The sequence below is a fragment of the Microbispora sp. H13382 genome, from assembly GCF_014161445.1.
Taxonomy (GTDB): Bacteria; Actinomycetota; Actinomycetes; order Streptosporangiales; family Streptosporangiaceae; genus Microbispora.
Genome location: NZ_JABBXA010000008.1, coordinates 64,280 through 88,330 on the forward strand (window position 1 = coordinate 64,280; position 24,051 = coordinate 88,330).

General features: G+C 69.9%; 16 protein-coding genes. 5 read left to right on the top strand and 11 right to left on the bottom strand.

What is annotated here, in order from left to right; all coding sequences use genetic code 11:
* Nucleotides 1-30: 30 nt before the first annotated feature.
* Nucleotides 31-609, bottom strand: coding sequence for an NADAR family protein (locus HHX41_RS17770; protein WP_182906861.1), 579 nt, complete (start codon nucleotides 607-609; stop codon nucleotides 31-33).
* A 240-nt stretch (nucleotides 610-849) separates the two neighbouring features.
* On the opposite strand from HHX41_RS17770, the gene HHX41_RS17775 reads away from it, so the two are divergent.
* Entirely contained in the window at nucleotides 850-2,298 is a 1,449-nt protein-coding gene (locus tag HHX41_RS17775) for a hypothetical protein (RefSeq protein ID WP_182906862.1), read from the top strand.
* Nucleotides 2,299-2,496: 198 nt separating this feature from the next.
* Here HHX41_RS17775 and HHX41_RS17780 read toward each other — a convergent pair whose 3' ends face one another.
* The 3 genes from HHX41_RS17780 to HHX41_RS17790 form a co-directional block, all read right to left on the bottom strand.
* Entirely contained in the window at nucleotides 2,497-3,939 is a 1,443-nt protein-coding gene (locus tag HHX41_RS17780) for an arabinofuranosidase catalytic domain-containing protein (protein ID WP_182906863.1), read from the bottom strand.
* Between the two features lie 105 nt (nucleotides 3,940-4,044).
* On the bottom strand, nucleotides 4,045-5,349 hold the full coding sequence (locus HHX41_RS17785) for a cellulose binding domain-containing protein (protein WP_182906864.1): 1,305 nt from the start codon (nucleotides 5,347-5,349) through the stop codon (nucleotides 4,045-4,047).
* A gap of 101 nt (nucleotides 5,350-5,450) precedes the next feature.
* Entirely contained in the window at nucleotides 5,451-5,678 is a 228-nt protein-coding gene (locus HHX41_RS17790) for a pectate lyase (protein WP_182907043.1), read from the bottom strand.
* 769 nt (nucleotides 5,679-6,447) lie between these two features.
* On the opposite strand from HHX41_RS17790, the gene HHX41_RS17795 reads away from it, so the two are divergent.
* Together HHX41_RS17795 and HHX41_RS17800 are read left to right on the top strand one after the other, a co-directional pair.
* Nucleotides 6,448-7,884 carry an arabinofuranosidase catalytic domain-containing protein gene (locus tag HHX41_RS17795; protein ID WP_182906865.1) on the top strand — a complete coding sequence of 479 codons (1,437 nt, stop codon included), beginning with the start codon at nucleotides 6,448-6,450 and terminating at the stop codon, nucleotides 7,882-7,884.
* A gap of 42 nt (nucleotides 7,885-7,926) precedes the next feature.
* Nucleotides 7,927-9,582 carry an immunoglobulin-like domain-containing protein gene (locus tag HHX41_RS17800; protein WP_182906866.1) on the top strand — a complete coding sequence of 552 codons (1,656 nt, stop codon included), beginning with the start codon at nucleotides 7,927-7,929 and terminating at the stop codon, nucleotides 9,580-9,582.
* 38 nt (nucleotides 9,583-9,620) lie between these two features.
* Here HHX41_RS17800 and HHX41_RS17805 read toward each other — a convergent pair whose 3' ends face one another.
* The 4 genes from HHX41_RS17805 to HHX41_RS17820 form a co-directional block, all read right to left on the bottom strand.
* Nucleotides 9,621-10,658: a WxL protein peptidoglycan domain-containing protein gene (locus HHX41_RS17805; RefSeq protein ID WP_182906867.1), complete on the bottom strand. Its 1,038-nt coding sequence runs from the start codon at nucleotides 10,656-10,658 to the stop codon at nucleotides 9,621-9,623.
* 98 nt (nucleotides 10,659-10,756) lie between these two features.
* Nucleotides 10,757-11,383, bottom strand: coding sequence for a hypothetical protein (locus tag HHX41_RS17810; protein ID WP_182906868.1), 627 nt, complete (start codon nucleotides 11,381-11,383; stop codon nucleotides 10,757-10,759).
* 143 nt (nucleotides 11,384-11,526) lie between these two features.
* Nucleotides 11,527-13,911 carry a family 43 glycosylhydrolase gene (locus tag HHX41_RS17815; protein ID WP_220504179.1) on the bottom strand — a complete coding sequence of 795 codons (2,385 nt, stop codon included), beginning with the start codon at nucleotides 13,909-13,911 and terminating at the stop codon, nucleotides 11,527-11,529.
* A gap of 182 nt (nucleotides 13,912-14,093) precedes the next feature.
* A complete protein-coding gene (locus HHX41_RS17820; protein ID WP_220504180.1) occupies nucleotides 14,094-17,042 on the bottom strand; it encodes a family 43 glycosylhydrolase in 2,949 nt (982 codons plus the stop codon).
* 624 nt (nucleotides 17,043-17,666) lie between these two features.
* On the opposite strand from HHX41_RS17820, the gene HHX41_RS17825 reads away from it, so the two are divergent.
* Entirely contained in the window at nucleotides 17,667-18,473 is an 807-nt protein-coding gene (locus HHX41_RS17825) for an SAM-dependent methyltransferase (RefSeq protein WP_310742041.1), read from the top strand.
* 112 nt (nucleotides 18,474-18,585) lie between these two features.
* Here HHX41_RS17825 and HHX41_RS17830 read toward each other — a convergent pair whose 3' ends face one another.
* From HHX41_RS17830 to HHX41_RS17840, 3 genes are all read right to left on the bottom strand, one after another.
* Nucleotides 18,586-18,930 carry a hypothetical protein gene (locus HHX41_RS17830; protein ID WP_182906870.1) on the bottom strand — a complete coding sequence of 115 codons (345 nt, stop codon included), beginning with the start codon at nucleotides 18,928-18,930 and terminating at the stop codon, nucleotides 18,586-18,588.
* Nucleotides 18,931-19,677: 747 nt separating this feature from the next.
* Nucleotides 19,678-20,640: an Acg family FMN-binding oxidoreductase gene (locus HHX41_RS17835; protein WP_182906871.1), complete on the bottom strand. Its 963-nt coding sequence runs from the start codon at nucleotides 20,638-20,640 to the stop codon at nucleotides 19,678-19,680.
* A 118-nt stretch (nucleotides 20,641-20,758) separates the two neighbouring features.
* Nucleotides 20,759-21,076 (bottom strand): HPF/RaiA family ribosome-associated protein, encoded by a 318-nt coding sequence (locus HHX41_RS17840; protein WP_169989166.1) that lies wholly within the window; start codon nucleotides 21,074-21,076, stop codon nucleotides 20,759-20,761.
* Between the two features lie 248 nt (nucleotides 21,077-21,324).
* On the opposite strand from HHX41_RS17840, the gene adhE reads away from it, so the two are divergent.
* Nucleotides 21,325-23,973 carry a bifunctional acetaldehyde-CoA/alcohol dehydrogenase gene (gene adhE / locus HHX41_RS17845; RefSeq protein WP_182906872.1) on the top strand — a complete coding sequence of 883 codons (2,649 nt, stop codon included), beginning with the start codon at nucleotides 21,325-21,327 and terminating at the stop codon, nucleotides 23,971-23,973.
* Nucleotides 23,974-24,051 lie beyond the last annotated feature (78 nt).

The following is a 24,051-nucleotide window of genomic DNA, read 5'->3' on the forward strand; positions in this document are numbered from 1 at the left end:
TCCGTACGGCCCATGGTCCGGCGGCGCCGCTCACGATCCGGCCCCCAGGGCGTCGCGGGCCGCCATCAGGGCGAAGCCGAGCAGGTTGAGGCCCTGCCAGGTCGAGGGGGAGGCGGCGCGTTCGTCACCGGCGGTCAGGCCGATGCCCCAGATCCGGTCGTACGGGCTGGCCTCGACCAGGACCCGGTCTCCGGTCGCGAGCAGGTAACGCGACAGCTCGGGGCTCTGCCCGAACTTGGCGATGCTGCCGCGGACCACGATGTCGAACCGGCGGGCGTCCCAGACCTGCTCGTCGAAGCCGCGTACGGCCCGGCCGAGCTTCTTGGCCTCGCCGGGATGACCGGCGGCGAGGATCTGCTCGGCGGCCCGGTCGTCGCCGAACAGCCAGGCCTTGTGCGCCATCATGTAGTGCTCGGCGGAGGCGAAGGTGTGGCCGTCCTCCGTGAAGGTGACCGGCCACCACTGCGACAGGCAGCCGGGGCCGACGCCTCCGTCCCTGGCGGGCCGGTGACCCCAGAAGTACAGGTAGCGGAGGGCGCGGCCGTCCCGCTCCGCGGCGACCGCCTCGTCCACACTGCGCGGTAACACGATCTGCTCGGACACGTCCACACCGTGCCACAGACGGCCTCGTCCCGGCCATCGGGTTTCGGCGCGCGCCGCCCCGCACCGCCCCCGCCCCGCACCGCCTGCAGGGGGGCGTGGCCGGCGGCCCTAAGCTACGTGGCTGAACCGGCACAGCGGTGCTCTCCGCGGCGAGCCGGTCGTCGCCGAACCACGCTGCTCGCCGGTCCCCAGAGATGCTCCGGGCGCGGTGGCCGTCCCCGGGAGGAGACTGTGTTACCAGGAGGCATGACCCGGAAACGGGCGGTCTGGCTCGTCCTGGCTCATCGCCCCCAGGCCTTCGTTCCCGGGTGGTTCAGAAGCGGCTGCTGGCCACCCCTGCCGGCCCGGCGAAGCGTATGGCGCTGGGCGCGCGTCCCGGGGTGGCTGGGCAACGGGGCTCTCCCGGTGCTGGCGGGCCTGGTCGCCGGGGTCGCCGCCTGGCTTCACGGTCACCGGGAGCAGGCGCCGATGGTGGTCGCCGGCATCGTGATGATCGCCGTGCGGGTGATTCCCTTCGTCTGGCCGCGGCGCGTGCGTCAGACGCATGTCGCCCGGCGAGCGGACCACCCCGAGCTGCACGCGATGGTCGACGAGGTGGCCGGGACCCTGGGAGTGCGACGTCCGTCGCGCGTGTGCTTCGCCGCCATCGCCGAGTCGGGCGCCCGCCGGCTGGGACCGCGGCGTACGGAGCTGTGGATCGGCCTGCCGTACGCGATGGGCTTCGACCGGGCGGAGCTGCGCGGGGTCGTCGCCTTCGAGCTCGCCCTCCTGGACGCGTGCCGGACGTGGTCGCTCGCCGCGCTCCTGGAGCTCTGGGAATCGAAGCCGATCAGGAAGGACGCCGTCCGGGCGGAGGTCGCCGCCGTCGTGAGTGCCCTTGTGCTGTGGGCCGACGAGGCCGGCTGTCTGGTGTCGGACCGCAGGACCATCGCGACCGCGCTTCTCCGCAGTGCGCTCCTGTCCCAGTCGCTCGACTGGTTCGCCGGCCGCTATGCCACGGACCTGCCCCGCTATGGGCTGTTCGCTGTGGACCTCTATCAGGGCTGGCGCTGGAAGGTGTTCGAGGACGACCTGCCGGCCCGGCTCATGCCGCGCTACCGCGAGCTGAGCCTCGCCACCGGGTTCATACTCGATCGGATCGCGGAGCTGGGGGTCGCCCCGTACGAGCCGCTCCGGCCGGCGGAGGACCCGATGGTGCGGGCGCTTCACCCCGCCGTCGAGGAACGGTTCGCGCGATGGCTGCTCCGCCACCACATCGCGGGCCAGACGGTGCACTGGTCCGTCAACTTCGCGGACATGCCGTTCTCGGTCTGGGACGCGTTCGTCGAACAGCTCTGCGATCGCGTCCTGCGGGCCGCGGCCGACCTGTCCGGCCGGCCGGACCCGGCGCTCGACGACCTGGTCGAGATCGTGGCGTCCGGGCGGACCGAGGAGCTCCGGTGGGAGCACAGGGAGCGGCTGTGCGCGCATCCGTCTCCCGGAGTCTGCGCTCTGTTCCCGGTCCTGCACCGCACGCTGCGGATGCGGGGCTACACGTACGTGAACGCGTTGCGCCACCGGGAACTCGCCGGGCCGGACGGAGACGTCGTCGACGTCGTACGGCTGGCGCAGGCGATCGAGCGGGGGGACCGGCCGCCGGGGATCCTCGTGCCCGCGACGACGTCGCGGGCACGAGGATCCCAACCGGATGGGTGACAGGGCCCGAGCCCGCCGGCGACGCCGGATGCGAGACCGTTGAGCATGACCGGCCGTCGCTCAATCCGGGTGTCACTTGGTCCGGGTGTCACTTGTCGTGGTGTCCTGCGGTGGTTCTCGCGGTTGTCTTCCGGCCGCCCCCGGTCCATGCCCGGGGGCGGCTCGGTCGTTCCGGTTTCCCGGCTCCCTCGGGCCGGTCTATTTGTAGCCGGCGGCCACGATGTTGGCCTGCACGGCGTTCTCGGTGGCGTCGGACGGGTAGCCCGAGGTCATGACGCCCTCGTAGAAGGTGCCGGCGGCTCCGTGGCTGTTGTCGCCGCCGATGCCGAGGATGATGGCGCCTTCCTTCTTCATCGGGTTGTAGCCCGGGACGTTGGGCCGCACGCCGTTGTAGAAGGTGCCCAGGCCGCCGGATTGGGCGTTGCCGCCGCGGATGGCCCAGTGGTTGGGCTCGCCCTTGACGATCGCGGTCAGGAAGCGGTGGCTGATGGACGGGTTGCCCGCGTTGTACTTCTGGTTGACGCCGGAGAACAGGCCGTTTTCGAGGTCGGCCATGATCCAGGGGCCGTTGCCGGCGCCGTAGCCCCAGACCTTGTTGTTGCCGAAGTAGATGGCCTCCATGGTGCCGTTGCCGTTGTCGCGGCTGTTGGTCTCGGCGTTGCCGTAGTCGAAGCAGCAGCCGCCGTTGTAGTGGGTGCCGTCGAAGGCGGCGTACATGCCCTCGGGCTGGTCGCCCTTGGCCACGCCGTTGGTGGTGTTGTTGCGGTAGCCCGTGCCGGGGGCGACGTACACGCCGTACGCCTTGTGCCCGCCGACCGTGATCGGCGCGGCGGTCGCGACCGCGAGGTTGTCGTAGCCGCCCGCCGCCGGACCGGAGAACCCGCCGGGAGGAGCCTGGGTGAGCCGGTTGTTACGGCCGGACTGGTCGTAGATGATCGTGATCAGGCAGGTCGTGCCGGCGCAGAACGAGTCCTGCGCGGCGGCGTCGGCGACCCCGCCCGCGCTCAGCACGCCGATGTCGCGGGTGGCGTTGTCGGAGGAGCGGCGCACCTGGTAGAGCGGGCCGCTGTAGCTGCCGTACAGGGCACGGGTCGTGCTGTGCGCCGCCACACACGGCGTGCCGCCCGCGGCGTAGATGTCACACGGCTGCCTGGACGGCGGCGGCGAGGGTGACGTGGAGGGCGAGACGGTGGGCGAGACGCCGGGGGAGGGGGAGGTGACGCCGCCGGTGCAGGTCACGCCGTTCAGCGCGAAGCTCGACGGGACCGGGTTGGAGCCGTTGAACGCTCCGTTGAATCCGAAGCTGGTGCTGCCGCCGGTGGGGATGCCGCCGTTGTAGGAGACGTTGGTCACCGTGACCTGGGAGCCCGACTGGGTGTAGGTGCCGTTCCACAGCTGGGTGATGGTCTGCCCGGCGGGGAACGACCAGGTCAGCTTCCAGCCGTTGATCGGGTCACCGAGGTTGTTAACGCTCACATTCGCGCCGAAGCCGCCCGGCCACTCGTTGGTGACGGTGTAGCTGACCTGGCATCCGGCCGCGGCCGCCGACGCGGCGTGCGTCGCGGCCACCCCGGCGCCGGCCGTCAGCAGCGCGGCGACGGCTGCGGCCGACAGCCGCGACCTCCAGCGAGAAGAGCTCACATGTCGCACAGGTGCTTCCCTTTCCTCGAGAAGTGACGTTCTTTCCGTGAGCGGGGCCTCCTGCTCACGGGCACGCGGGCCGATCTCGCTCGGCCCGCGTGCCGATCAGGGACTCGTGCAGGTGGCGGACGGGGTGGCCGCGCTGCCGTTGGCGGTGAAGCCGAAGGTGGTGGACGAGCCGGCCGCGATGGAGCCGTTGTAGGACTCGTTGCGGACCGTCACGCTGGAGCCGGACCCGCTCTGCGTGCCGTTCCACACGCTGCTGATGGTCTGCCCGCTCGGCCAGGTCCACTTCACGGTCCAGCCGTTCACCGGCGTGCTGCCCGCCCGCACGGTCACCGTCGACTGGAACCCGCCCGGCCAGCTGTTGGTCGTCGCGATGGTCGCCGAACACGCCCCGGGAACAGGCGACGATGACGGCGAGCCACTCGGCGAGGGCGAGGGCGAGGGCGAGGAAGAAGGTGAGGGTGAGGGTGAGGCGGTGCTCTGGAACTGGGTGAAGAACTTCCACACCTCCGCCGGGACCCAGGTCCTGGAGCCGCTGTCACCGGGGGCCCCGTCCTGCGGAGCGGCGATGTGGCCCTCGTCGAACGCGGCCCAGACGACGGGATGCCCGGCGGAGCACCCGGAGTAGGCGGTGATCCTGTGCGTCAGGCTGCCCTGCGCCGGCTCCGGCGGGTTCTGTGTGGTGCAGCCGTTGTTCCTGACGAACCGGTCGCGGAGGGATCGTCCGCCGGAGACGCCGAGCACGCTGTCCCTGATGCCATGGATGCCCATGTATGCGATCGGCTGACTGCCGCCGCTGCATCCGCTGAGCACTCCGCCGGACTGGACCGCGACCGCGCGGAAGACGGTCGCCCGGGCACACGCGATCGCGTAACTCATGGCGCCGCCGTAGCTGAAGCCCGTGGCGAACAGCTGCTCGGTGTCGACGCAGAGGGCTCCCTCGATCTGCCTGATCATGTCGTCGACGAAGGTCAGGTCTTCACCGTTGGAATTGGCCCAGCCGTTGTTGAGTCCCTGGGGCGCGACGAAGATCGTGCTGTTGTTCGCCAGGCGCAGGAGCCCGTAGTAGGCCCACACATCCCGCTGCACGGTCTGGCCGGTCGCGACATCGGTGGCGGTGCCGCCCAGCCAGTGGAACCCGAAGACCAACCGGTAGGGGCGGTTCCTGTCGTACCCGTCGGGCACCCGCAGGATGTAACTGCGGTTCTTCCCGCTGCTCTGGATCGTGTGCGTACCGCTCGCCAGCCCGGGGGCCTTGCCGCATCCGGCCGTCGCCGCTGCGGCGCTGACGGTCCGCGCGGGAGTCCTGGCGGCGCCGGCGCTCAGCGCCGGGCCGACCGTGGCCAGGACGGCGGCCAGTGCCGCGACCGCTATGGCGGTCAACATGGGTTTACGTCTGGACATCGGGCACTCTTTCTGCCGGTCGGATGCCGGCGTACGTCGATAGGGGGATCGGTCGCAGAGGCCCGTCGTGCCGGGGCGGTGGACGAGCCGGTGATGGGGGTTTACCGGTAGGTGATGCCGGAGGCCGAGTAGAGGCAGTTGACGCCGTCGGCGCCGGTGCCGGTCTTGGTGGGTTCGCCGCTGGTCACGCCCTTGTACTTCTCGCAGATGACGACCTTCTTGGTGGGGTCGTTGACGATGGTGATCTGGGAGAAGCGGGCTGTGTCGCCGTAGTTGGTGTTGATGCCGGCCAGGGCTTTGCCGGGTGTGGTGGCGGTGACGTTCTGGATCCCGGCCGTCGGCGGCGGGCGCGCCGGTGATCACGTGCGAATGTGCTCATACACACTCCAGGGGGAGACACGGCGACTACGCCGCCGCATGCGGTGATGCCGGTTGTGGGGGAACTCGGGCCGGTCGGCGCTCCATCGGCGTTGACGAGAGCAACGGGAAGCCAGACCCGGCAGAATCGCGGCCCGATCCATGTGTGGACGCGACGCTCACGGCGTCACAACCGCGAACCCCTGCCGCGCACCACCGACCCCGGCAGGAGGCCGCTTCGGCACTCAGTGTGGAAACGGTGACGGAACCTGTCAAGGGAATCTCGAAAATGTTTCGATGAGGCGCATGGGACCTCGCCCCTCTGGCCTGCGCTGCTGAGCGGCATGACCGGTGAACGTTTCCACACCGCCATCCAGGACCGTCTTCGATGCCTGCAGCCGGCCGGTAGCGCGCAGAACGTTAATGCGAGATCGATGTGAAACTTTCACGCCATCGCCTTGGGATTGACCACGACCCGCCCTGATGGGAGCAGGTGGGACGCGCCCCGGAGGGCCGAGGGCCGACGCTGAGCGGCCCTCGACCTTGACGAGGCTCCCTCGCGTCGTATTTGCTCCGGCGCACCACCACCACACATGCTCCGACAGAGAAGGACCGGTCCCTGCACGTGATTTGTTAGCGTTAACAGCAGGATCTGTCACCTCTGCGGGCTCACGGAACTCCAAGCCGCCTGCGTTGTCGCCGACCGCCTGGAGACGTGAAACGAATCCCCCGGGAGTACGGATGAAGGTCCCTCGCCTGAGGCTCTGGCTCGCCACCGGGCTCGTCGCCGTGACCGGCGCGGCAGGTGCGCTGACGGCGCCCGCCGCGCACGCGGCCACAGGCTGCCGCGTGGACTACTCGGTCACGAACCAGTGGCCGGGCGGCTTCGGCGCGAACGTGAGCATCACCAACCTCGGTGACCCGATCAACGGGTGGCGGCTGAGCTGGTCGTTCGCCGCGGGGCAGACGATCACGCAATTGTGGAACGGCTCGATGACGCAGTCGGGCGCACAGGTCACCGTCGCCGACGCCGGCTACAACGGGACGCTGGCCACCGGCGCGAGCACATCCTTCGGCTTCAACGGTGCCTCGAACGGCACCAACCCGGTGCCGGCGAGCTTCACGCTCAACGGCACGACCTGCACCGGTGGCGTCAACGGTTCGCCCAGCCCGCCCGCGAGCCCCTCCCCGAGTCCTTCGGCCGGCCCGTCATCCCCGGGGACATCGAGCAAGCCCTGTGACATCTACGCCGCCGGTGGCACGCCCTGCGTGGCCGCGCACAGCACGACGCGGGCCCTCTACCGCTCCTACAGCGGCAACCTCTACCAGGTCAGGCGCTCGTCCGACAACGCGACCCGGAACATCGGCGTCCTGGCCGCAGGCGGCACCGCCAACGCGGCGGCGCAGGACTCCTTCTGCGCCGGCACCACGTGTGTCATCACGGTCGTGTACGACCAGTCCGGGCGGGGCAACGACCTGTGGTACCAGGGACCCGGCGGGGCCGGCGGCAGAGCCACCCCCGCGACCGCGACATCCGAGTCGCTGACGGTCGGCGGCAGCAAGGCCTACTCGCTCTACATCAAGCCCGGCAACAGCTACTGGCGGGACGGTCACCTGACCGGCGTTCCGACCGGCAGCGCGCCCGAGGGCATGTACATGGTGACCAGCGGCACCCACGTCAACGGCGGCTGCTGCTTCGACTACGGCAACAGCGAGACGACCAGGAAGGCCGACGGGGCCGGCGCGATGGACGCCATCTACTTCGGCACGAGCTGCTGGTTCGGCGGCTGCTCCGGCTCCGGCCCGTGGGTGCAGGCCGACCTCGAATACGGCCTCTACCCCGGCGGCAGCAGTTCCTGGAATCCCAACCAGAGGGCCTTCACCAGCAAGTTCGTCACCGCGATGCTGAAGAACAACGGCACGTCGCGCTTCGCCATCAAGGGCGGCAACGCGCAGACCGGCGCGATGACCACACTGTGGGACGGATCCCTTCCCCGCGGTTACAGTCCCATGAAGAAGCAGGGCGCGATCATCCTGGGCAGTGGCGGCGACTGCTGCGCCACCAACACCAACCTGAGCCAGGGCACCTTCTACGAGGGAGCCATCGTCTCGGGCTACCCCTCCGACGCGACCGACAACGCGGTGCAGTCCGACGTCACCTCCGCCGGCTACCGCTGATCCGGGAATCGGGCGATGCGTGGCCGGGTGACGGGAGGCCGGATGGCGCGCGCCGAGGGCGCTACGGCGACCGGGCCCGCGGAGCGGGCGCTGGCCGAGATCGACATCCCCCACGCCGGCGACGTACGCGGGAGCGTCACGCTGCCGACGACGGTGGCGGCGGTGCCGGGCGCGGTGGTGAGGTGGACGTCGTCGGACCCGGACATCGTGTCCGACGAGGCGGACGGCGCGATCCCGGCGGGCGTGGTGCGGCGTCCCCCGGCCGGAGCAGCCCCGGCCGAGGTGACGCTGACGGCGCGCGTCACCGTCGACGGCGCCGAGGCGTGCCGCGTCTTCGTCCTGACCGTACGGCCCGCGGTGCGCCTCGCCCCGTTCTCGCGGTACGGCATGGTCAACTTCGCCAGGTCGAACAGCCAGGCGGGACAGCAGATCTACATGGCCACGAGCGTCGGCGACGACCCGACCCGCTGGGTGGCCGTCGACGACGGGCGGATGGTGCTCCAGTCCACCGAGGGCATGCACGCCGTCCGCGACCCGTCCATCGTCCGGTCCCCGGAGGGGGACAGGTTCTACCTCATCGCCACCGATCTGAACGTCGACGGCACGGCGTACGGGTGGCAGGGCTGGGACTGGGCGCAGAGCGGCGCCGGCCGTTGCATCGAGGTCTGGGAGTCCGACGACCTGCGGACCTGGTCGGAGCAGCGGCACGTCCGGGTGGCCCCGGACGAGGCGGGCATGGCGTTCGCCCCGGAGGCCATCTGGGACGAGTCCATCGGGGCGTACGTCGTCTACTGGACGTCGTCCATGTACGCACCCGGGACGTACTACACGCCCGACCCCGACGATCCGAACGGCCGCCGGCCGCTGACCAGAAACCAGACCCTCTACGCCACGACGCGCGACTTCGTGACGTTCACGCCGGCGAGGGTGATGAGCGGCAGGCCCGGCCACGGGACGCTCGACGCGGTCATCATCAGGGACGACGAGGACGGGTCGTACCACCGGTTCGTCACCGACCGCGTCTCCACCGGTCTCGGGGTCACCACGTACATCCCCGGCTGCGCCTCGGAGGACATCTACCAGGAGCGGGCGACGACCGTGCTCGCGCCGCCCGAGGACTGGACGGTCGTCAGAGGCTGCATCACCCACGACACGATGAACACGACCTACGCCGAGGCGCCGATGGTGGTCAAGGCGAACCCCGGCGACGTGCGCGGGAAGGGCTACTACCTCTGGGCGGACCAGAAGTGGGCCGGCGCACCCGCGGGAAACCCCATGGAGCAGCAGCTGAGCCCCTACTGGAGCAAGGACCTCGCGTCGGGCGACTGGACTCCCATCACCTGGCAGACGCCGGACTACGACCTGGCGAACGGCGTCATCCGCCACGGGCACGTCTTCGCGCTGACCCAGGCGGAACATGCCGCCCTGCGCGGCGCGGGCCTGTCGTCGGTCACGGTGAAGACGCCCCCGGCCAGGACCGTCTACACCGCCGGTCAGCCACTCGACCTGACGGGCCTCGTGGTCACGGCGGACTACACGGACGGCGTGAAGGACGAGGTCCTGGCCGAGGGGTACGGCGGTTGCTCCGTGTCGGGATACGACCCGGCGAAACCGGGGGCACAGGCGGTGACCGTCTCCTACACGGTGGCGGGCACGACGAAGACCGCCTCGTTTTCGGTCCGCGTCCTGGGTGTGTGAGCCGCGGTGGGCGTCGATCCGCCCCCGCGTTCAGGTGCTCATGCCCCGAGGGGTCTGCCTTGGCTGTTGAGGAGGATCAGTTTCTCGATGCGCTTGCGGCGCCGGGCGCCGGTGATGCGGAGGGCGAGGACGAGCAGGACGAGCAGGGCGAGGACGGCGAGTTGGGGCCAGGGCAGTGCCCAGATCGAGGTGTCGATGGAGACCCGTTCGGCGGTGACGCCGGGGAGCGGCTGACCCGCGGGGGAGGGGATCGCCATCACGGTCGTGTTGATCACTCCGATGGGCCAGGCGCCGGTCACGTGTGCGGTGAAGGTCCGGCTGCCGCCCGGCATGATCTCCCTGGCTTTGGCGTCGGAGGTGTCGTCCCAGCCGCTTTCGCCCGCGAAGGTGGAGGTCAGGATCCGGGAGTCGGGGGCCAGGCGCACGTTGCCGACGTTGGCGACGGTGTAGGTCACCTCGACCGATCCCGCGGCGAAGGGGTTCCACGACCAGGTGTAGTGGGCCTTGACGTCGCTCACGGCGACTTTGGCCACGTAGGCGCCGCTCACGCGGATGTTGAGGCGGACGCCGACCCGGTTTTGGACGCGTACCTGGCCGGAGACGGTGTCCACGGAGGCGGTCACGCCCGCGGGGTGATCGCCGGGGGTGGCGTTTTGGGGGATGGAGACCTTCACGGGTACCACGGCGGTGGCTCCGGCGGCGATGGTCACCTTGTCGGGGATCTCGATCCAGGCGCCGCCGTCGACGGGTTTGACGTCCGAGGGGCGCATGTCGAAGTAGCCCTTGGAGGTCAGGTAGCCGTCGTTGGCGTCGATCGCGAAGTCGACCTGCTGGGTGGAGCGGTTGATGACGGCGATGTGCTCGGTCGTCTGCTGCCCGCCGGCGAGTTCGACGTCGATGACGCGGCGGCCGTCGGGGCCGTTCGCGCCGGCGGGGACGACCGACCAGGTGACGTCGGCTTGGGAGGGGGTGGCGAAGGCGACCAAGGCGACCATGGCGACCAGCAGGGTCGCGCCGAGGGCGCGAAGCACGGGCGACAGGACGAGGGCGCCCCGCGTGCGGCTCTTGGTCAACAACGGTCTCTCCTGTCTCGCATCATGAACGTCCGGGCCGTGTGCTGAACACTCCCACGGCCACGGACGTCCACAGTAGGCGACGCCGCCCTGACTTCGGTTCAGGACTGGTTGAACAGCGAAAGGGTCAGGGTGGAGTGGTACTCGCCGGCGGCGACGTCGACGGAGGTGCGCAGGGCGAGGTCGGCGTTGACCTGCGAGGTGCCGATCTCGTCGGCGGAGTTGGCGGTCGAGACCAGCAGTTCCTGGCCCTCCAGACCCACGTTGGGGGCTCCGGTGCCGTCGGAGACGACACTGGAGACCGGCTCACCGGCTGAGACCGCGCCGGTGGAGGAGTCGCTCAGCAGGCGCGGCTTCCAGCCGAGGTATTCGGGGCCGATGGTCTTGGCCGGGTCGTCGGATGCGACGAACTGGCTCGCCTGGCCCACGACCGCCCAGTACTCGCCGGCGGGGATCTCCTCGGGGGTGCGGGTGTCGGTCACCGTGACCGTCGGCAGGGTGCCGGTGAACTGGCGGGCGGCGGCGTCGGAGCCGTTCTCCTGCAGGGACACCCCGTTGTTGTCGGCCACGGTCATCGACAGCTGGCCGGGGGTGGTGGTGGGCTCGATGTTCACCGACACGTCGATGCCGCTGCCGGGATCGTCGGCCAGCGCGGGAGTGGCCACGCCGGCGAGGGTGAGGCCGAGCACCGACGCGGCGAGCACCTGCGTGGTCCTGTTGATTCTCATGTGATCATTCGCTCCATAAATGGGGGGCGAGGCCGGCCGGTTCGGCCGGCCGGCCCCGGTTGAGCTACGGCGGTGTCCTCGTCGTGGGGACCGTGGTCACCGCCGGTGCGGCCGGCGGCCGGCCGGGGACGCCCCAGGTGTGGTCAGCCGCAGCTGGCCGCGGAGTAGGCCGCGTCGTAGGTCGAGGTGACCTGCTTGCCGCCGATCGTCGCGGTGCCGGTGACGGTCACCGTGCCCGCGTCGATCTGGGCGGCCCGGGTGTTGAAGGACTGGTAGGCCTGCTTGCCCGGGGCCACGTCGGCCACCGTCTTGGAACCGTACGGAGTGGTCAGCGTCACCGTCGCCGGCACGTCGCCGTTGTTCACGGCCGTCACGGCGAGGTACGCCGAGGTGCCGATGCAGCGGGACGAAGCTGTGACGGTCAGCTTGACCTCCTGCTCCTGGGCGGTGGCGAAGGACCAGGAGTCGACCTCGAAGAGGTCCGCCCCTTCGGGCCCGGCGTAGGTGAAGTACACGTCGTGCACACCCTTGACGCCGTCGAGCGCGGCGGTCAGCCTCGTCCACTCGCCGAGCGGCGCGTCGACGGGGATGGTCGCGACCACGGGCGAGTTACGGCCGTCCAGGCGAACCTCGATCTTGCCGCCGGCGGCGAGCGGGCGCACCTTCGCGGTGACGCCGGCGGCGCCGCCCTCGCCGAAGTCGACCTTCGCGAGCGAGGTCCAGTCGCCGTTGTCGATGTCGTGCACCACGAGGTTCGGAGCCTTCGCACCGAACTCCTCGGAGGCGCCGTCGACCTTCTTCGTCGCGATGCCCTGCTGCCAGGCGATCGTCTCGGCCTCGATCACGCGGTACGGGTCGAGGTTGCGGACCTGCTCGACGCCCTTGTAGTCGCCCCTCACCTCCTTGATCGTGCCGTCCGCGTTGAAGTCGAGCTTGGCGAGGTGCGGGCTGCGGAAGCCCTGGGTGGCGCCGCCCGTGATACGGCTGTTGAGCGTCTGGGCGTGGTAGGTGAAGTAGTACTGGTCGCCGAGCTTGAACACCGACTGGTGGTTGTTGCCGCCGGCGCCGAAGTAGGTGCCCGGGTTGCGGAAGATGATGCCCTTGTACGTCTCGGGCGTCCAGGGGCCCATCGGGCTGTCGGCCATGAGATAGGCGATCGCGCCGGTCGGCGGGCCGTTGGGGTCGACCGGGCCGCCGAACCCGAAGTTCGACGAGTACGAGTAGTAGTACTTGCCCTCGCGCTTGAACACGTGGCCGGCCTCGAAGACGAGTGGCGCGTCGATGACCTCCGCCGAGCCCTTAGTGCTGATCATGTCGTCGCCGAGCTTGATCACACGCGTGGACTTCGGGTGGTTGGTGTTCTCGGCGCTGCGCGACCCGTCGTCGCCGCCGCCACCGAAGTAGAGGTAGGCCTGGCCGTCGTCGTCGATGAACACGCCCGGGTCGAACAGCCAGTTGATGCCGTTGGACGCGCCCGGCGTCGCGCTCGTGATGAGCAGGTTGCCGCGCTCGTCGTGCCACGGGCCGACCGGCGAGTCTCCGACGATGACGCCCGAGCCGCCGCCGTTGTTGGCGAAGTAGAGGAAGAACTTCTCCTTGCCGCCGACGACCTTGCTCTCCATGGCGGGGGCCCAGGAGTTGTTCGCGTAGCGGGCGATCCCGCTCGGGCCCGCGACGGGGATCTCGCCGTGGTCGACCCAGTTCACGAGGTCGTCGGACGAGATGACCGTGATCGTGTTGATGCTGGCATAGGTGTTGGTGGAGGAGACACCGGTGGGACCGGGCTTGTACTCCTGGGTGTCGTTGGTCATGTAGATGTACACGCGGCCGTCGTGGACGAAGGCGTTGCCGTCCGCGCCGAACTTGTGCGAGATGAGCGGGTTGCCCTCACCGGGGTTCTTGCCGAGCGCCTCGATGGTCGTCGACGGCACGAACTCGGAGACGGACACGTCGTCGACCTTGAAGTCCATCAGGTGAGTGTTCGGGTCACTCGCCGGGTTCGACGTCCAGGGCGTCTCGATGAAGAGCCTGGCGGTCGCGACGCTCTGGCCCGCGGGGATCGTGAACGTGCCCTGGATGAGCCCCCACTGCCCGCGCGCCACCGTCACCGTGCCGACGTTGGTGTACGTCGAGCCGCCGTAGTGCATGGTGGCGAAGAACTGCTTGGTCGCCGGACTGTTCGGGTTCTCGTACTTGACCCGTGCCGTGATCGCGTACGTCTTGCCTGCCTGCACCTTGCCGGACAGGTCCTGCATCGGGCCGGATCCGGTCGTCTTGCGCTCGGTGACGAGCACGGCGTTCGACCCGCCGTAGGCGTCCGTCGTGGGCGACAGCGTCGCGCCGTCGGTCGCGTTTCCGTTGTTGACGAACCAGCCGGCGAGGCCGTCCTCGAACCCGCCGTTCACGATGATGTTCGGGGCGGCGGCCTGGACCGGCCCCGTCGTCGCTGCGACCGCGGCGGCCAGCATGGCGCCGGCCACGGCAGCGGCGGCGACCCGTCGCAGGGCTGCCTTTCGAACGCGCTTCAACACCTAATATCCTCCTTGACCTCGGACTTTTCCGGGGGCACGGACGCCCGCCCTGACGATCCGCGACGTGTGAGGGGGCCGGCCGGTCGGCCGGCCCTGGTTGTTCGATGGCGGTGTCCTCGTCGTGGGGACGGTGGTCACCGCCGGTGCGGTCGGCGGCAGCCGGCCGCGGGGTGAGCGGCTCAGCGGCAGCCGGCCGCGGGGTAGGCGGCGTCGTAGGACGAGGTGACCTGCTTGCCGCCGATCGTCGCGGTGCCGGTGACGGTCACCGTGCCCGCGTCGATCTGGGCGGCCCGGGTGTTGAAGGACTGGTAGGCCTGCTTGCCCGGAGCCACGTCGGCCACGGTCTTGGTGCCGTACGGGGTGGTCAGCGTCACGGTCGCCGGCACGTCGCCGTCGTTGACGGCCGTGACCGCCAGGTACGCCGAGGTGCCGATGCAGCGGGACGAGGCCGTCACGGTCAGCTTGACCTCCGGAGCGGCGACCTTGAGCGTGCCGAGCCGGGCCAGCTGATAGCTGAGCGCCCGCTCCGGCGCGTCGATCTGGTTCTGGCTGCCGAACTGCCCCGCCCGGGCCGCCTTGGCGCCGGCGAGCGCGTCCCGCATCGCCGTCCAGGCCTCGGCCGGGTAGTCGCGCTCGTCGAGCGTTCCCGCGTACGCGATGGCCGCGTCGAGCGCGCTCGTGTCGAGCGGCCTGTTCTGCGCGGTCAGCGTGTCGCTGAGCTTGTAGTAGTCGAAGTCGACGTGCCCGCCCTTGTCCTTCGTGGCGTAGTCGAACAGGCCGACGCGGTGTCCCATGAAGTGCGAGAGGCTACCGTCCAGGGTCTGCGGGCCGACGCGGTCGCCCAGCTTGGTCCACTGCAGCCCGTCCAGGCTGTAGTAGAACGTCGTCCACAGCTGTCCGACCGGGGAGCTGAAGTCGAGGTCCGCCTTCACGTACACCTGGGTCGCGTCTCCCAGCGGCACCGTCGTGCCCGGCACGAAGTTCTCGACCGCCGCCTGGTCGATGTCGACCGCGAACGGCTGCCCCCGGTTGACGACCCCGAGCGTGTTCTGACCGTCGACGCGCTTGACCGCGACGTAGGAGAATCCGCGGTTGTAGGCGGCGAGGCCGGCGACGTCGCCGTTCTTCATGGCGGAGATGTCCATCCTGGTCTCGACGGACTGCCGCGGCCCGAACGTCCGCTGCGACAGCGTGTTCCGCGCCTCCTCGAACCAGGTCAGCTCGTCCCGGCCGGACAGCTTGCCGTAGACGTACTTGCCGGTGACCACCTTGCCGGTCGTCAGCCGCAGCCATCCGTCCCGATCGGTCAGTGACCAGTAGCGGTTGTCGGGGGCGTGGTTCCACTCCCACACCGGGTCGAGGCGCGACCCGTTGGGCGCGATCTCCTCCTCGGCCGGGCTCTCGGTCGTCACCGGCTGCCCGACGACCGAGACGTCGTCGATCAGGTACTCCACGCTCGACGACGCCGGCTGCGGGTTGGCCCACGGCGTCTCCACCGCGAACTTGAAGTTGTCCACGTTCGACGTCGCCGGGATCGTGTACTGGCCCGTGACCGTCGTCCACTGCCCGGCGGGTACGTTCCCCGACGCCATCGTCTGGACACCCGCACCCCAGTCGGCCACCAGGTTGAACCGGATGCTGCTCGGGCCGGAGGTGTACTTGATCTTCGCCGACACGGTGTAGGTCACACCGCGCTGCACCTTCCCGTTCAGGTTCTGGTTCGGTCCCGAGCCGTTGAGCGTGCGGTTACTCACCTTCAGCGCCGCCGAGCCCGCGGCCGGGTCGGTCGTGTCGCGGCTGATCGTCGCACCGTACTGCGTGCCCCACGGCGAGACCGTCTCGGACTCGAACCCAGAGTTCTGCAGCAGCTCGACGCCGATGAGCGAGTCGTCGTACCTGGGCGGCTGCGGGATCGTCCACTGCTCGTCCATGTACGGCCTGTGCGGGGCGTCGTTGGCGAAGTCGTCGGAGGCGACGACGCTCTTCTGCTGCTCGAACCTCTCCTCCGCCGGGCTCAGCGTGATCGGCTTGGCGAACGCGCCGCCCACCGGCACGACCCCGTTGTTCCCGAAGACCGGCCAGCCGTCCTGCCAGGTGGCGGGGATGAGCGCCGGGGTGCGCCCGATCGGGAAGTTGTCGCGGAAGAACATGCCGTACCAGTCGGTGCCGCCCCCGCCGCGCGAGATCGGCACGAGGCTGCCCTGCGCGAAGCCGTTGGAGTTGAGCACCCCGCGGGCCTCGTAGGTGTTGGTGCCGTCGGCGGAGGTGTAGCGCCCGAGTAGGTCCTTGGAGCGGAACATGACGACCTGGCGTCCCTGCCCGGACGGCCAGGTGATGATCACCACGTAGTAGTAGCCGTTGATGTGGAAGACCTGCGCGCCCTCGAACAGGCCGCCGATGAACGGCTTGCCGGCGTAGTCGCTCGCCGCGAAGATGCTCGGAAAGTCCCTGTCAATGCCCGACATATCGGACTTCAGGCGCACGGCGCTCGTGCTTCCGGAGCCGTAGAAGATGTACGCCGTGCCGTCGTCGTCGAAGAACAGCGAGGGGTCGTGCAGGCCGCGGCCGAGGGGCGTGCGCTTCCACTTCCCGTTCTCGACGTCGTCGGTGCTGTAGAGGTAGGCGCCGCCGAGGTTGTTGGTGTTGAAGACGGCGTAGAACCTGCCGTCGTGGTAGCGCAGGGACGATGCCCACTGGCCCTGACCGTAGGAGTTCTGCCCGTTGCGCAGCGAGAACGCGTCTCCGATGTCCGCCCGGTCGAACACGTAGTTGACGATCTCCCAGTTCACCAGATCGTACGACTTCATGATCGGCGCGCCCGGGCTCAGGTGCATCGTCGTGCTGATCATGTAGTAGACGTCCCGGTGCTCCTTGTTCTCGGCGGCCGGGACGCGCTCCACGCTGATGTCCGGCACGTCCGAGTTGAGGATCGGCACGGTGTAGGTGCCGTCGCCCTTGTCGGTCGAGGTGTACGACGGCTTCGGCGACCACGTCGTGTCGGCGCTCGCCACACCGCCGGCGGGAACGAGGGCGGCGCTGAGCAGCACGCCGGCGGTCGCGAGCGGGACTGTCCTCGACCGCCGGGGGATCACCGGAGCGATCGCCGCGTATCGGCGCTTTCTGGGCACGAAGACTCCTCTGATGGCGTTGTCAGGCAATACCTGACGATGGGGGGCGTGGATTCCGAGGGCACGGTCGGCGATGGCGAGTGGGCGGACTGCCGGTCCGCGGAGGAGGACCCGTCCCGCATGTGGCCGGCGTGACGGCCCGGGGGGAGGAAGGGCCGGAGCGCGCGGGCGCGGTGAAGGCAGGTCCTACCGGTGGCGCTGCGTGACGCTCATCTGTGGAGTGCGGATAAGGCGGCCATGAGGCGGGGGTTCATGAGGGAGGCGCGGTTCGTGCGGGCGGGTCGACGCGGAACGTTCCCGCCGAGGGGTGGAGGGTGAGCTGGGCACAGGGGGACCGCTCTCATGAGTGGGGGGCTCCTCATGGTGTTAGCGCTAACATTTTTTGTGGGGCGTATCGGTGTTGTGTCGTGACCGTAGGCGGGACGATCCGCACTGTCAAGACTGTGAGACGTGCATCGAAATCGGTAATGTGCTGTCCATAAATCCGAAACGTGCTACGTGGCACGTGGGCGGGGGTGGGAGCCCGTTCATGCCGGTTTGTGGTGTTCGATGACAATCTGGTGACGTGTCCTCTCGATCGTGATCAAGGCCGTACCATCCTTGATGTACGACGAGGGGAGAGTCGTGGACGAGCGTAAGGCGCCGGCGGGTGTCGACCCCTTCACGCCCAGCGTCGCCCGGATGTACGACTACTACCTGGGTGGCAAGGACAACTTCGCGGCGGATCGTGAGGCCGCCGAGAAGATCATCGAGATCCTGCCCAACCTTCCCGACATCGCCCGGGAGAACCGCGAGTTCCTGATCCGGGCCGTCACCCATCTCTCGCGGCAGGGCATCCGGCAGTTCCTCGACGTCGGCGCGGGGCTGCCGACGCAGCGCAACGTCCACCAGGTCGCCCAGGAACTGGCCCCGGATTCCAAGGTCGTCTACGTCGACAACGACCCCATCGTCCTCGTCCACGCGCGCGCCATCCTCGCCGAGAACGAGCGGGTGCGCGCCGTCGAGGCGGACATGCGCGACCCCGACGCGCTGGTGCGGCATCCGGAGATCCGCGAGCACATCGACTTCTCCCAGCCGCTCGCCGTCCTCCTGCTCGGCGTCCTGCACTTCGTACCGGACGACGACGAGGCCATGAAGATCGTCACAGCGCTCCGGGACCCGCTCGTGCCGGGTGGCTATCTGGTCGTGTCGCACGGCTCCCTCGGCGAGCTGAGCGAGGACCAGGAGGAGGAGGGCCGCAAGGTCTTCAGCAGGACCTCCGCTCCCGGCACCACCTCCCGGTCGTACGACCAGATCCTCGCGTTCTTCGACGGCCTCGACCTGGTCGAGCCGGGCGTGGTGCCGCTGCACGAGTGGCGGCCCGACACCGACCACCCCTACGTACGGGAGGGCAGGGCCGGCGCGCTCGGCGGCGTGGGCCTCGTCCGCTGACGCCCGCCCGGGCGCCGGCGGCGCGTCACCGCCTCCCGGCATGTCGTGCACACACGCCGGGCGTCGCGCCCGGCGTGCGTGCGATGGGCGACAGGCCCAGGGCTACCGGGGCTCAGCCGCGGTAGCGGAGGACGGGAACGACGTCGTCGTACGCCGTGTCGTCCCCCGAGCGCCACGCCTTGGTCGCTGCCGCCAGGCGAGCCCTGTCGGTGGTGCGGATGCCGCGCAGGAGCCTGCGGTACCCCCTCTGGTCCCGGCAGATGCCGCAGCAGCAGCACCGGACGCCGGTCCAGCGGAACTCCCAGAAACAGCGCGGACGAAGGGTGGCGAGATCCTCCGCGAGGGTGGCGGGCAGGTCACAGCCGGGCTCGGCCCCGTGGTCGTGGCTGGCCTGACGGGCCAGGTCGCCGTGCCAGAGCCGGACGATGAGCGGCGTGGTCTTGTCGGTGCGGGACATGCGGTGCAACGCCTCCGTGTGCCGGTCGGCGCGCCATACCCGGGAACGGGTACGGCTGACGCCGTTGGACGGTGGCATCACGTGGTCGCCGCACGGACCGGTCCCTTTCGTCGCTCTCGTCGTACAGGATGCCGCAGCCGGCGCCGCTCCGCGAGCCCCCGGCGGCACGCGTTCGTCTTGGAAGCCCTACAGCAAGCCGAGAATCGTGGATCGCCCCGACAGGGGCATTCCCTTTTCCGGTTTCACTCCGGCGGTGATGTGACCCAGGAATACGAGGTAGACGAGGTCGTCGAATGCTGAGTTCTTTCGAAGCCGACTGCAGGGAAGCGCATGAGCTGCTGTCTTCCTGTGAAGGATACTTCGTGGAGAATGCCTCACTGAGCCGAGCATCGCGCGGTGCTCGGCATCCTGCGCAGGACGCTGGGCGAGGAGCACCCGTCCACGCAGGCCCGCCGCCGTCATCTGGGCCTGCTGCGGCGTAGCGACGAGGTTTCCGAATGGGAGTGACAGCGGGATTTGCCGGAAGCGGCGGCGAATGGAGCGGCCGGCCGACAGGGACGTGGTTCGGCCGTTCAGTTGATTCGTCGCGAAACGTATTCCTTGACAGTCACCACGGGCGCCGCCAATGCCCGTGGCGTGAACCAGGCTACGGCGGGTGGCCGCGTCCACCGGCGCACCGCCCTGCGCGTGAAGGCCGCCGTCGGTGATCGGACAGCGGCCTTCACGGGCCCGGTGCTCCCATGGATGTCAGGCGGCGGCCTCCTTCAGCTCCACAGCGGAGCGGCGGGGTGCGCGGGGGACCGCGGGGCCGTATCCCAGCCGCAGGATCATCTGGATGTGCCCGCGCCGGTGGTGGGGGTCGCTGCGCCGGCGCATGTCGCGGAGGTCGAGCGGCTGGTTGAGAAACGACGCGGACACTCCGTGGACGGTGGCGGTCAGCAGCACACGTTGCAGAGCCTGGCCCGCGCGCAGCCAGTCGACGGGGCCGTCGCCCGCGGTGGTGAGCACCGCCAGCTGGGGGCGGGACTCGAAGTGGACCGGCCCGCGCCCCCTGTGCGTGCCGAAGTCCCGCACCGGCGCCGGGTCTTCGATGCAGCCGGGCCCCTGCACATAGGACGGGAGGCCGTCGCGGGGCCGTCCGCTCGTCGTCCACTCCCGCAGCTCGGCCAGGTAGTCACCGTTCTTGGACAGCTCGTCGTCGGCGATGGCCACGTGCTCCAGCAGTTCGGCCGAGGCGCACCGGCCGAGCATGACCAGGCCGGCCCCCTCACAGGCGGCCGCTTGGCGCAGGTCGGCGAGCACGTGCTCGGGGATCCGCCGCTCGCTGAACGGTTCCCGGTTGGTCCGGCGCAGGCCGATGCAGTCATAGAGCTCGCGGGTCCGCGAGGGGGCCGGCCCGTACGGCGACACGCGCAGGGCGGCCAGGAGCCGGGGTTCCTCCCCGGTGTTCGGCAGCAGCCAGATCACCGGCCGGTAACCGGCGGTCCGTACGGCGAGCCGGAGGTCGAACAGGGCGGCGCCGCAGCTGACGTGCAGCGAGCGCCCGCGCGGGTCGCTGACCCGCAGCCGCCGGTCGGGGTCGGCGAGCAACTCGGCGAACTCTCCCCGGACCGCTTTGAGCCGCCAGGGCTGGGTGTTGAGCACCGAGGGCGCCTGTCCTGCGGCGGCGAGCAGCCGCTGGAAAGCGGGTTCTGTAGCGAGGGGAGACATCACGGTGCACCTTCCTCATGGAGGTCTTCTGCGGGGGCTCGCTGTCGTCACTCCGGGACACCTCGACCGAGTTGGCCGGGGGCCCGGCGCGCAGTGGGCGCCGGGCCCCCGGCCTGGTCTAACGGGTTCGCTTCCGGAGCCGTGCCAGCTCGGTCCGGAGCCTGTCCTGGACCTCGGCGATGGCCCCGTCCATGGTCGCCGCGTCGGCGTGCGCGTGCAGCGGGCGGCCGTTGACGTCGATCACCGCCCGCGCGGTGCAACGGTCCTGGGGGGCCGGCCCGGGGGAGTAGGTCAGCGTGACCCGAGCCGCGAGGATCGGCCTGTCCGTGAAGCGCGCCAGCGCCGCGACGCGCTCGCGCGCCTCGGTGACCGCCTCGGCGGGGACCTTTCCGCTCGTCGCCACCACCACAGCTTCGGAATCGAATGTCGTGTTCACGGTGTCAGTCTTTTGGCCGTGCCGGTCCGGCGACAGGGCCTTTCGGGTCCGGGCCGGTGAGGACTTCCGTCGCCAGATCCAGGGACCGAGCACCCTTGCCGGGCCTCCCGCCGGGAGTCCGCCCGGCGTGGAACCGATGACCTTGGTCCTCGGGGACGGGGTCCTTGTACGGCGGCCCGGGCGCGTCGTCCGCAGAAGGATGAAGGTGACAAGACAAGCTGGCCGACCGAGCCCACGAGGTGATCCAGATGTCCGACTCCCCGACCGGAGCCGCACTGCCCGCCCCCCTGGCCGACCAGGTGCACGCCGCGATCGACACGCTGGTGACCGGCGCGCTGAAGGCACTGACGGAGTACGAGTCCTTCACCCAGGAGCAGGTCGACCACATCGTCAAGAAGGCGTCCGTCGCCGCGCTGGACCGGCACGCCGCGCTCGCCCGCCTGGCGGTCGAGGAGACCGGCCGCGGCCTGTTCGAGGACAAGGCGGTCAAGAACATCTTCGCCTGCGAGCACGTGACCCACAGCATGGCCGGGCTCAGGACGGTCGGCGTCGTCTCCCGTGACGAGATCAACGGCATCGTCGAGATCGCCGATCCCGTCGGGGTGGTCTGCGGCGTCACGCCGGTCACCAACCCCACCTCGACCACGATCTTCAAGGCGCTGCTGGCGCTGAAGACCCGCAATCCCATCGTGTTCGCGTTCCACCCGGCGGCGCAGCGCTGCAGCGCCGAGGCGGCCAGGATCGTCCGGGACGCCGCCGTCGCGGCCGGCGCGCCCGAGAACTGCGTCCAGTGGGTCGAGGAACCCTCCCTGGAGGCGACCGGCGCGCTGATGCGCCACGAGGGCGTGTCGGTCATCCTCGCCACCGGCGGGAACGCCATGGTCAGGGCCGCGTACTCGGCCGGCAAGCCGGCGCTGGGCGTGGGGGCGGGCAACGTCCCCGCCTACATCGAGCGGACGGCCAAGCTGCGCCGGGCGGTGCACGACGTCGTGCTGTCCAAGACGTTCGACAACGGCATGATCTGCGCCTCGGAGCAGGCCGTCATCATCGACGAGGACATCTACGACGCCGCGCTGGGCGAGTTCGCCCGGCTGCACGCGTACGTCGCGACGCCGGAGGAGAAGGCGAAGCTGGAGGAGTTCGTGTTCGGGGTGACGGCGCACGGCGCCTCCTGCTCCGAGGCGAGGCTCAACCCCGACGTCGTCGGGCGGACCCCGCACTGGATCGCCGGGCAGGCCGGATTCTCCGTGCCGCCGGACACCTCCCTGATCCTCGTGCCGGTGGACGAGGTCGGTCCGAACGAGCCGCTGACCAGGGAGAAGCTGTGCCCGGTGCTCGCGGTGCTGCGGGCCCGCACCCGGGAGGAGGGCCTGACCCTCGCCGAGCGCATGGTCGAGTTCGACGGCCTCGGGCACAGCGCCGTCATCCACACCGAGGACGCCGACCTCGCCGAGAGGTACGGCATCAGGGTCAAGGCGGTGCGGGTGATCTGGAACGCCCCCGCCTCCCAGGGCGGCATCGGCGACATGTACAACGCCTTCCTGCCCTCGCTGACCCTGGGCTGTGGCAGCTACGGGCACAACTCGGTGTCCAACAACGTCTCGGCGGTCAACCTGATCAACATCAAGCGGATCGGGCGGCGCAACAACAACCTGCAGTGGTTCAAGGTCCCCGCGAAGATCTACTTCGAGCCGAACGCGATCCGCTACCTGGCGGACATGCCGGACGTGCACCGCGTCACGATCGTGGCCGACGCCGTGATGACCCGGCTGGGGTACGTCGACCGCGTCACCGACGTGCTGCGGCGGCGCGGCGAGCGGGTGGCCCTGCAGATCATCGACGACGTGGAGCCCGAGCCGAGCGTGGCGACAGTCGACAAGGGCGCCGACCTCATGCGCGCCTTCGGGCCCGACACGATCGTCGCCCTCGGCGGCGGCTCGGTGATGGACGCGGCCAAGGTCATGTGGCTGCGGTACGAGCACCCCGAGGTCGTCTTCGCGGACATGAAGGAGAAGTTCTTCGACATCCGCAAGCGCGCCTTCCGCTTCCCGGCCCTGGGCGAGCGCGCCCGCCTCGTGTGCGTGCCGACCACCTCGGGCACGGGCGCGGAGGTCACGCCGTTCGCCGTGATCACCGACACCGCGACGGGCAAGAAGTATCCGCTGGCCGACTACGCGCTCACCCCCAGCGTCGCGATCGTGGACCCGGTCCTCGCCGCCGACCTGCCCAGGGTGGTCACCGCCGACAGCGGCTTCGACGCCCTCACCCACGCCGTCGAGTCGTACGTCTCGGTGTACGCCAACGACTTCACCGACGGCCCGGCCCTGCACGCCATCAGGATCATCTTCCGGTACCTGGAGCGGGCGGTCACCCGCGGCGCCGCCGATCCGGAGGCCAGGGAGAAGATGCACAACGCCGGCACGATCGCCGGCATGGCCTTCGGCAACGCCTTCCTCGGGATCGTGCACGCCATGTCCCACACGCTCGGTGCCACCTTCCACGTGGCCCACGGGCGTACGAACGCGATCCTGCTGCCGCACGTGATCCGCTACAACGGCACCGTCCCGTCGAAGCTGTCGGGCTGGCCCAAGTATGAGGACTACCGCGCCCCTGAGCGGTTCCAGGAGATCGCCCAGACGCTGGGCCTGCCCGCGGCCACGCCGGCCGAGGGGGTCGAGTCGCTCGCGGCGGCCATCGAGCGCCTGCGCGACGCGGTCGGGATCGAGCGGTCCTTCCAGGACGTGGGCGTCGACGAGCAGGCGTTCCTGGACGCGCTCCCGCAGCAGGCGCTCAACGCGTACGAGGACCAGTGCGCGCCGGCCAACCCCCGGATGCCGATGCTGGATGACATGCAGGCGCTGATGCGGGCCGCCTACTACGGGCGTTCCCCGAAATAGCATCCGCCGTCTCCGTGCCGGGGCCGCCTCGTGCTCACTCCGATCGCAGGCGGCCCCTTCTTGTCGGTGGTGGCCGGC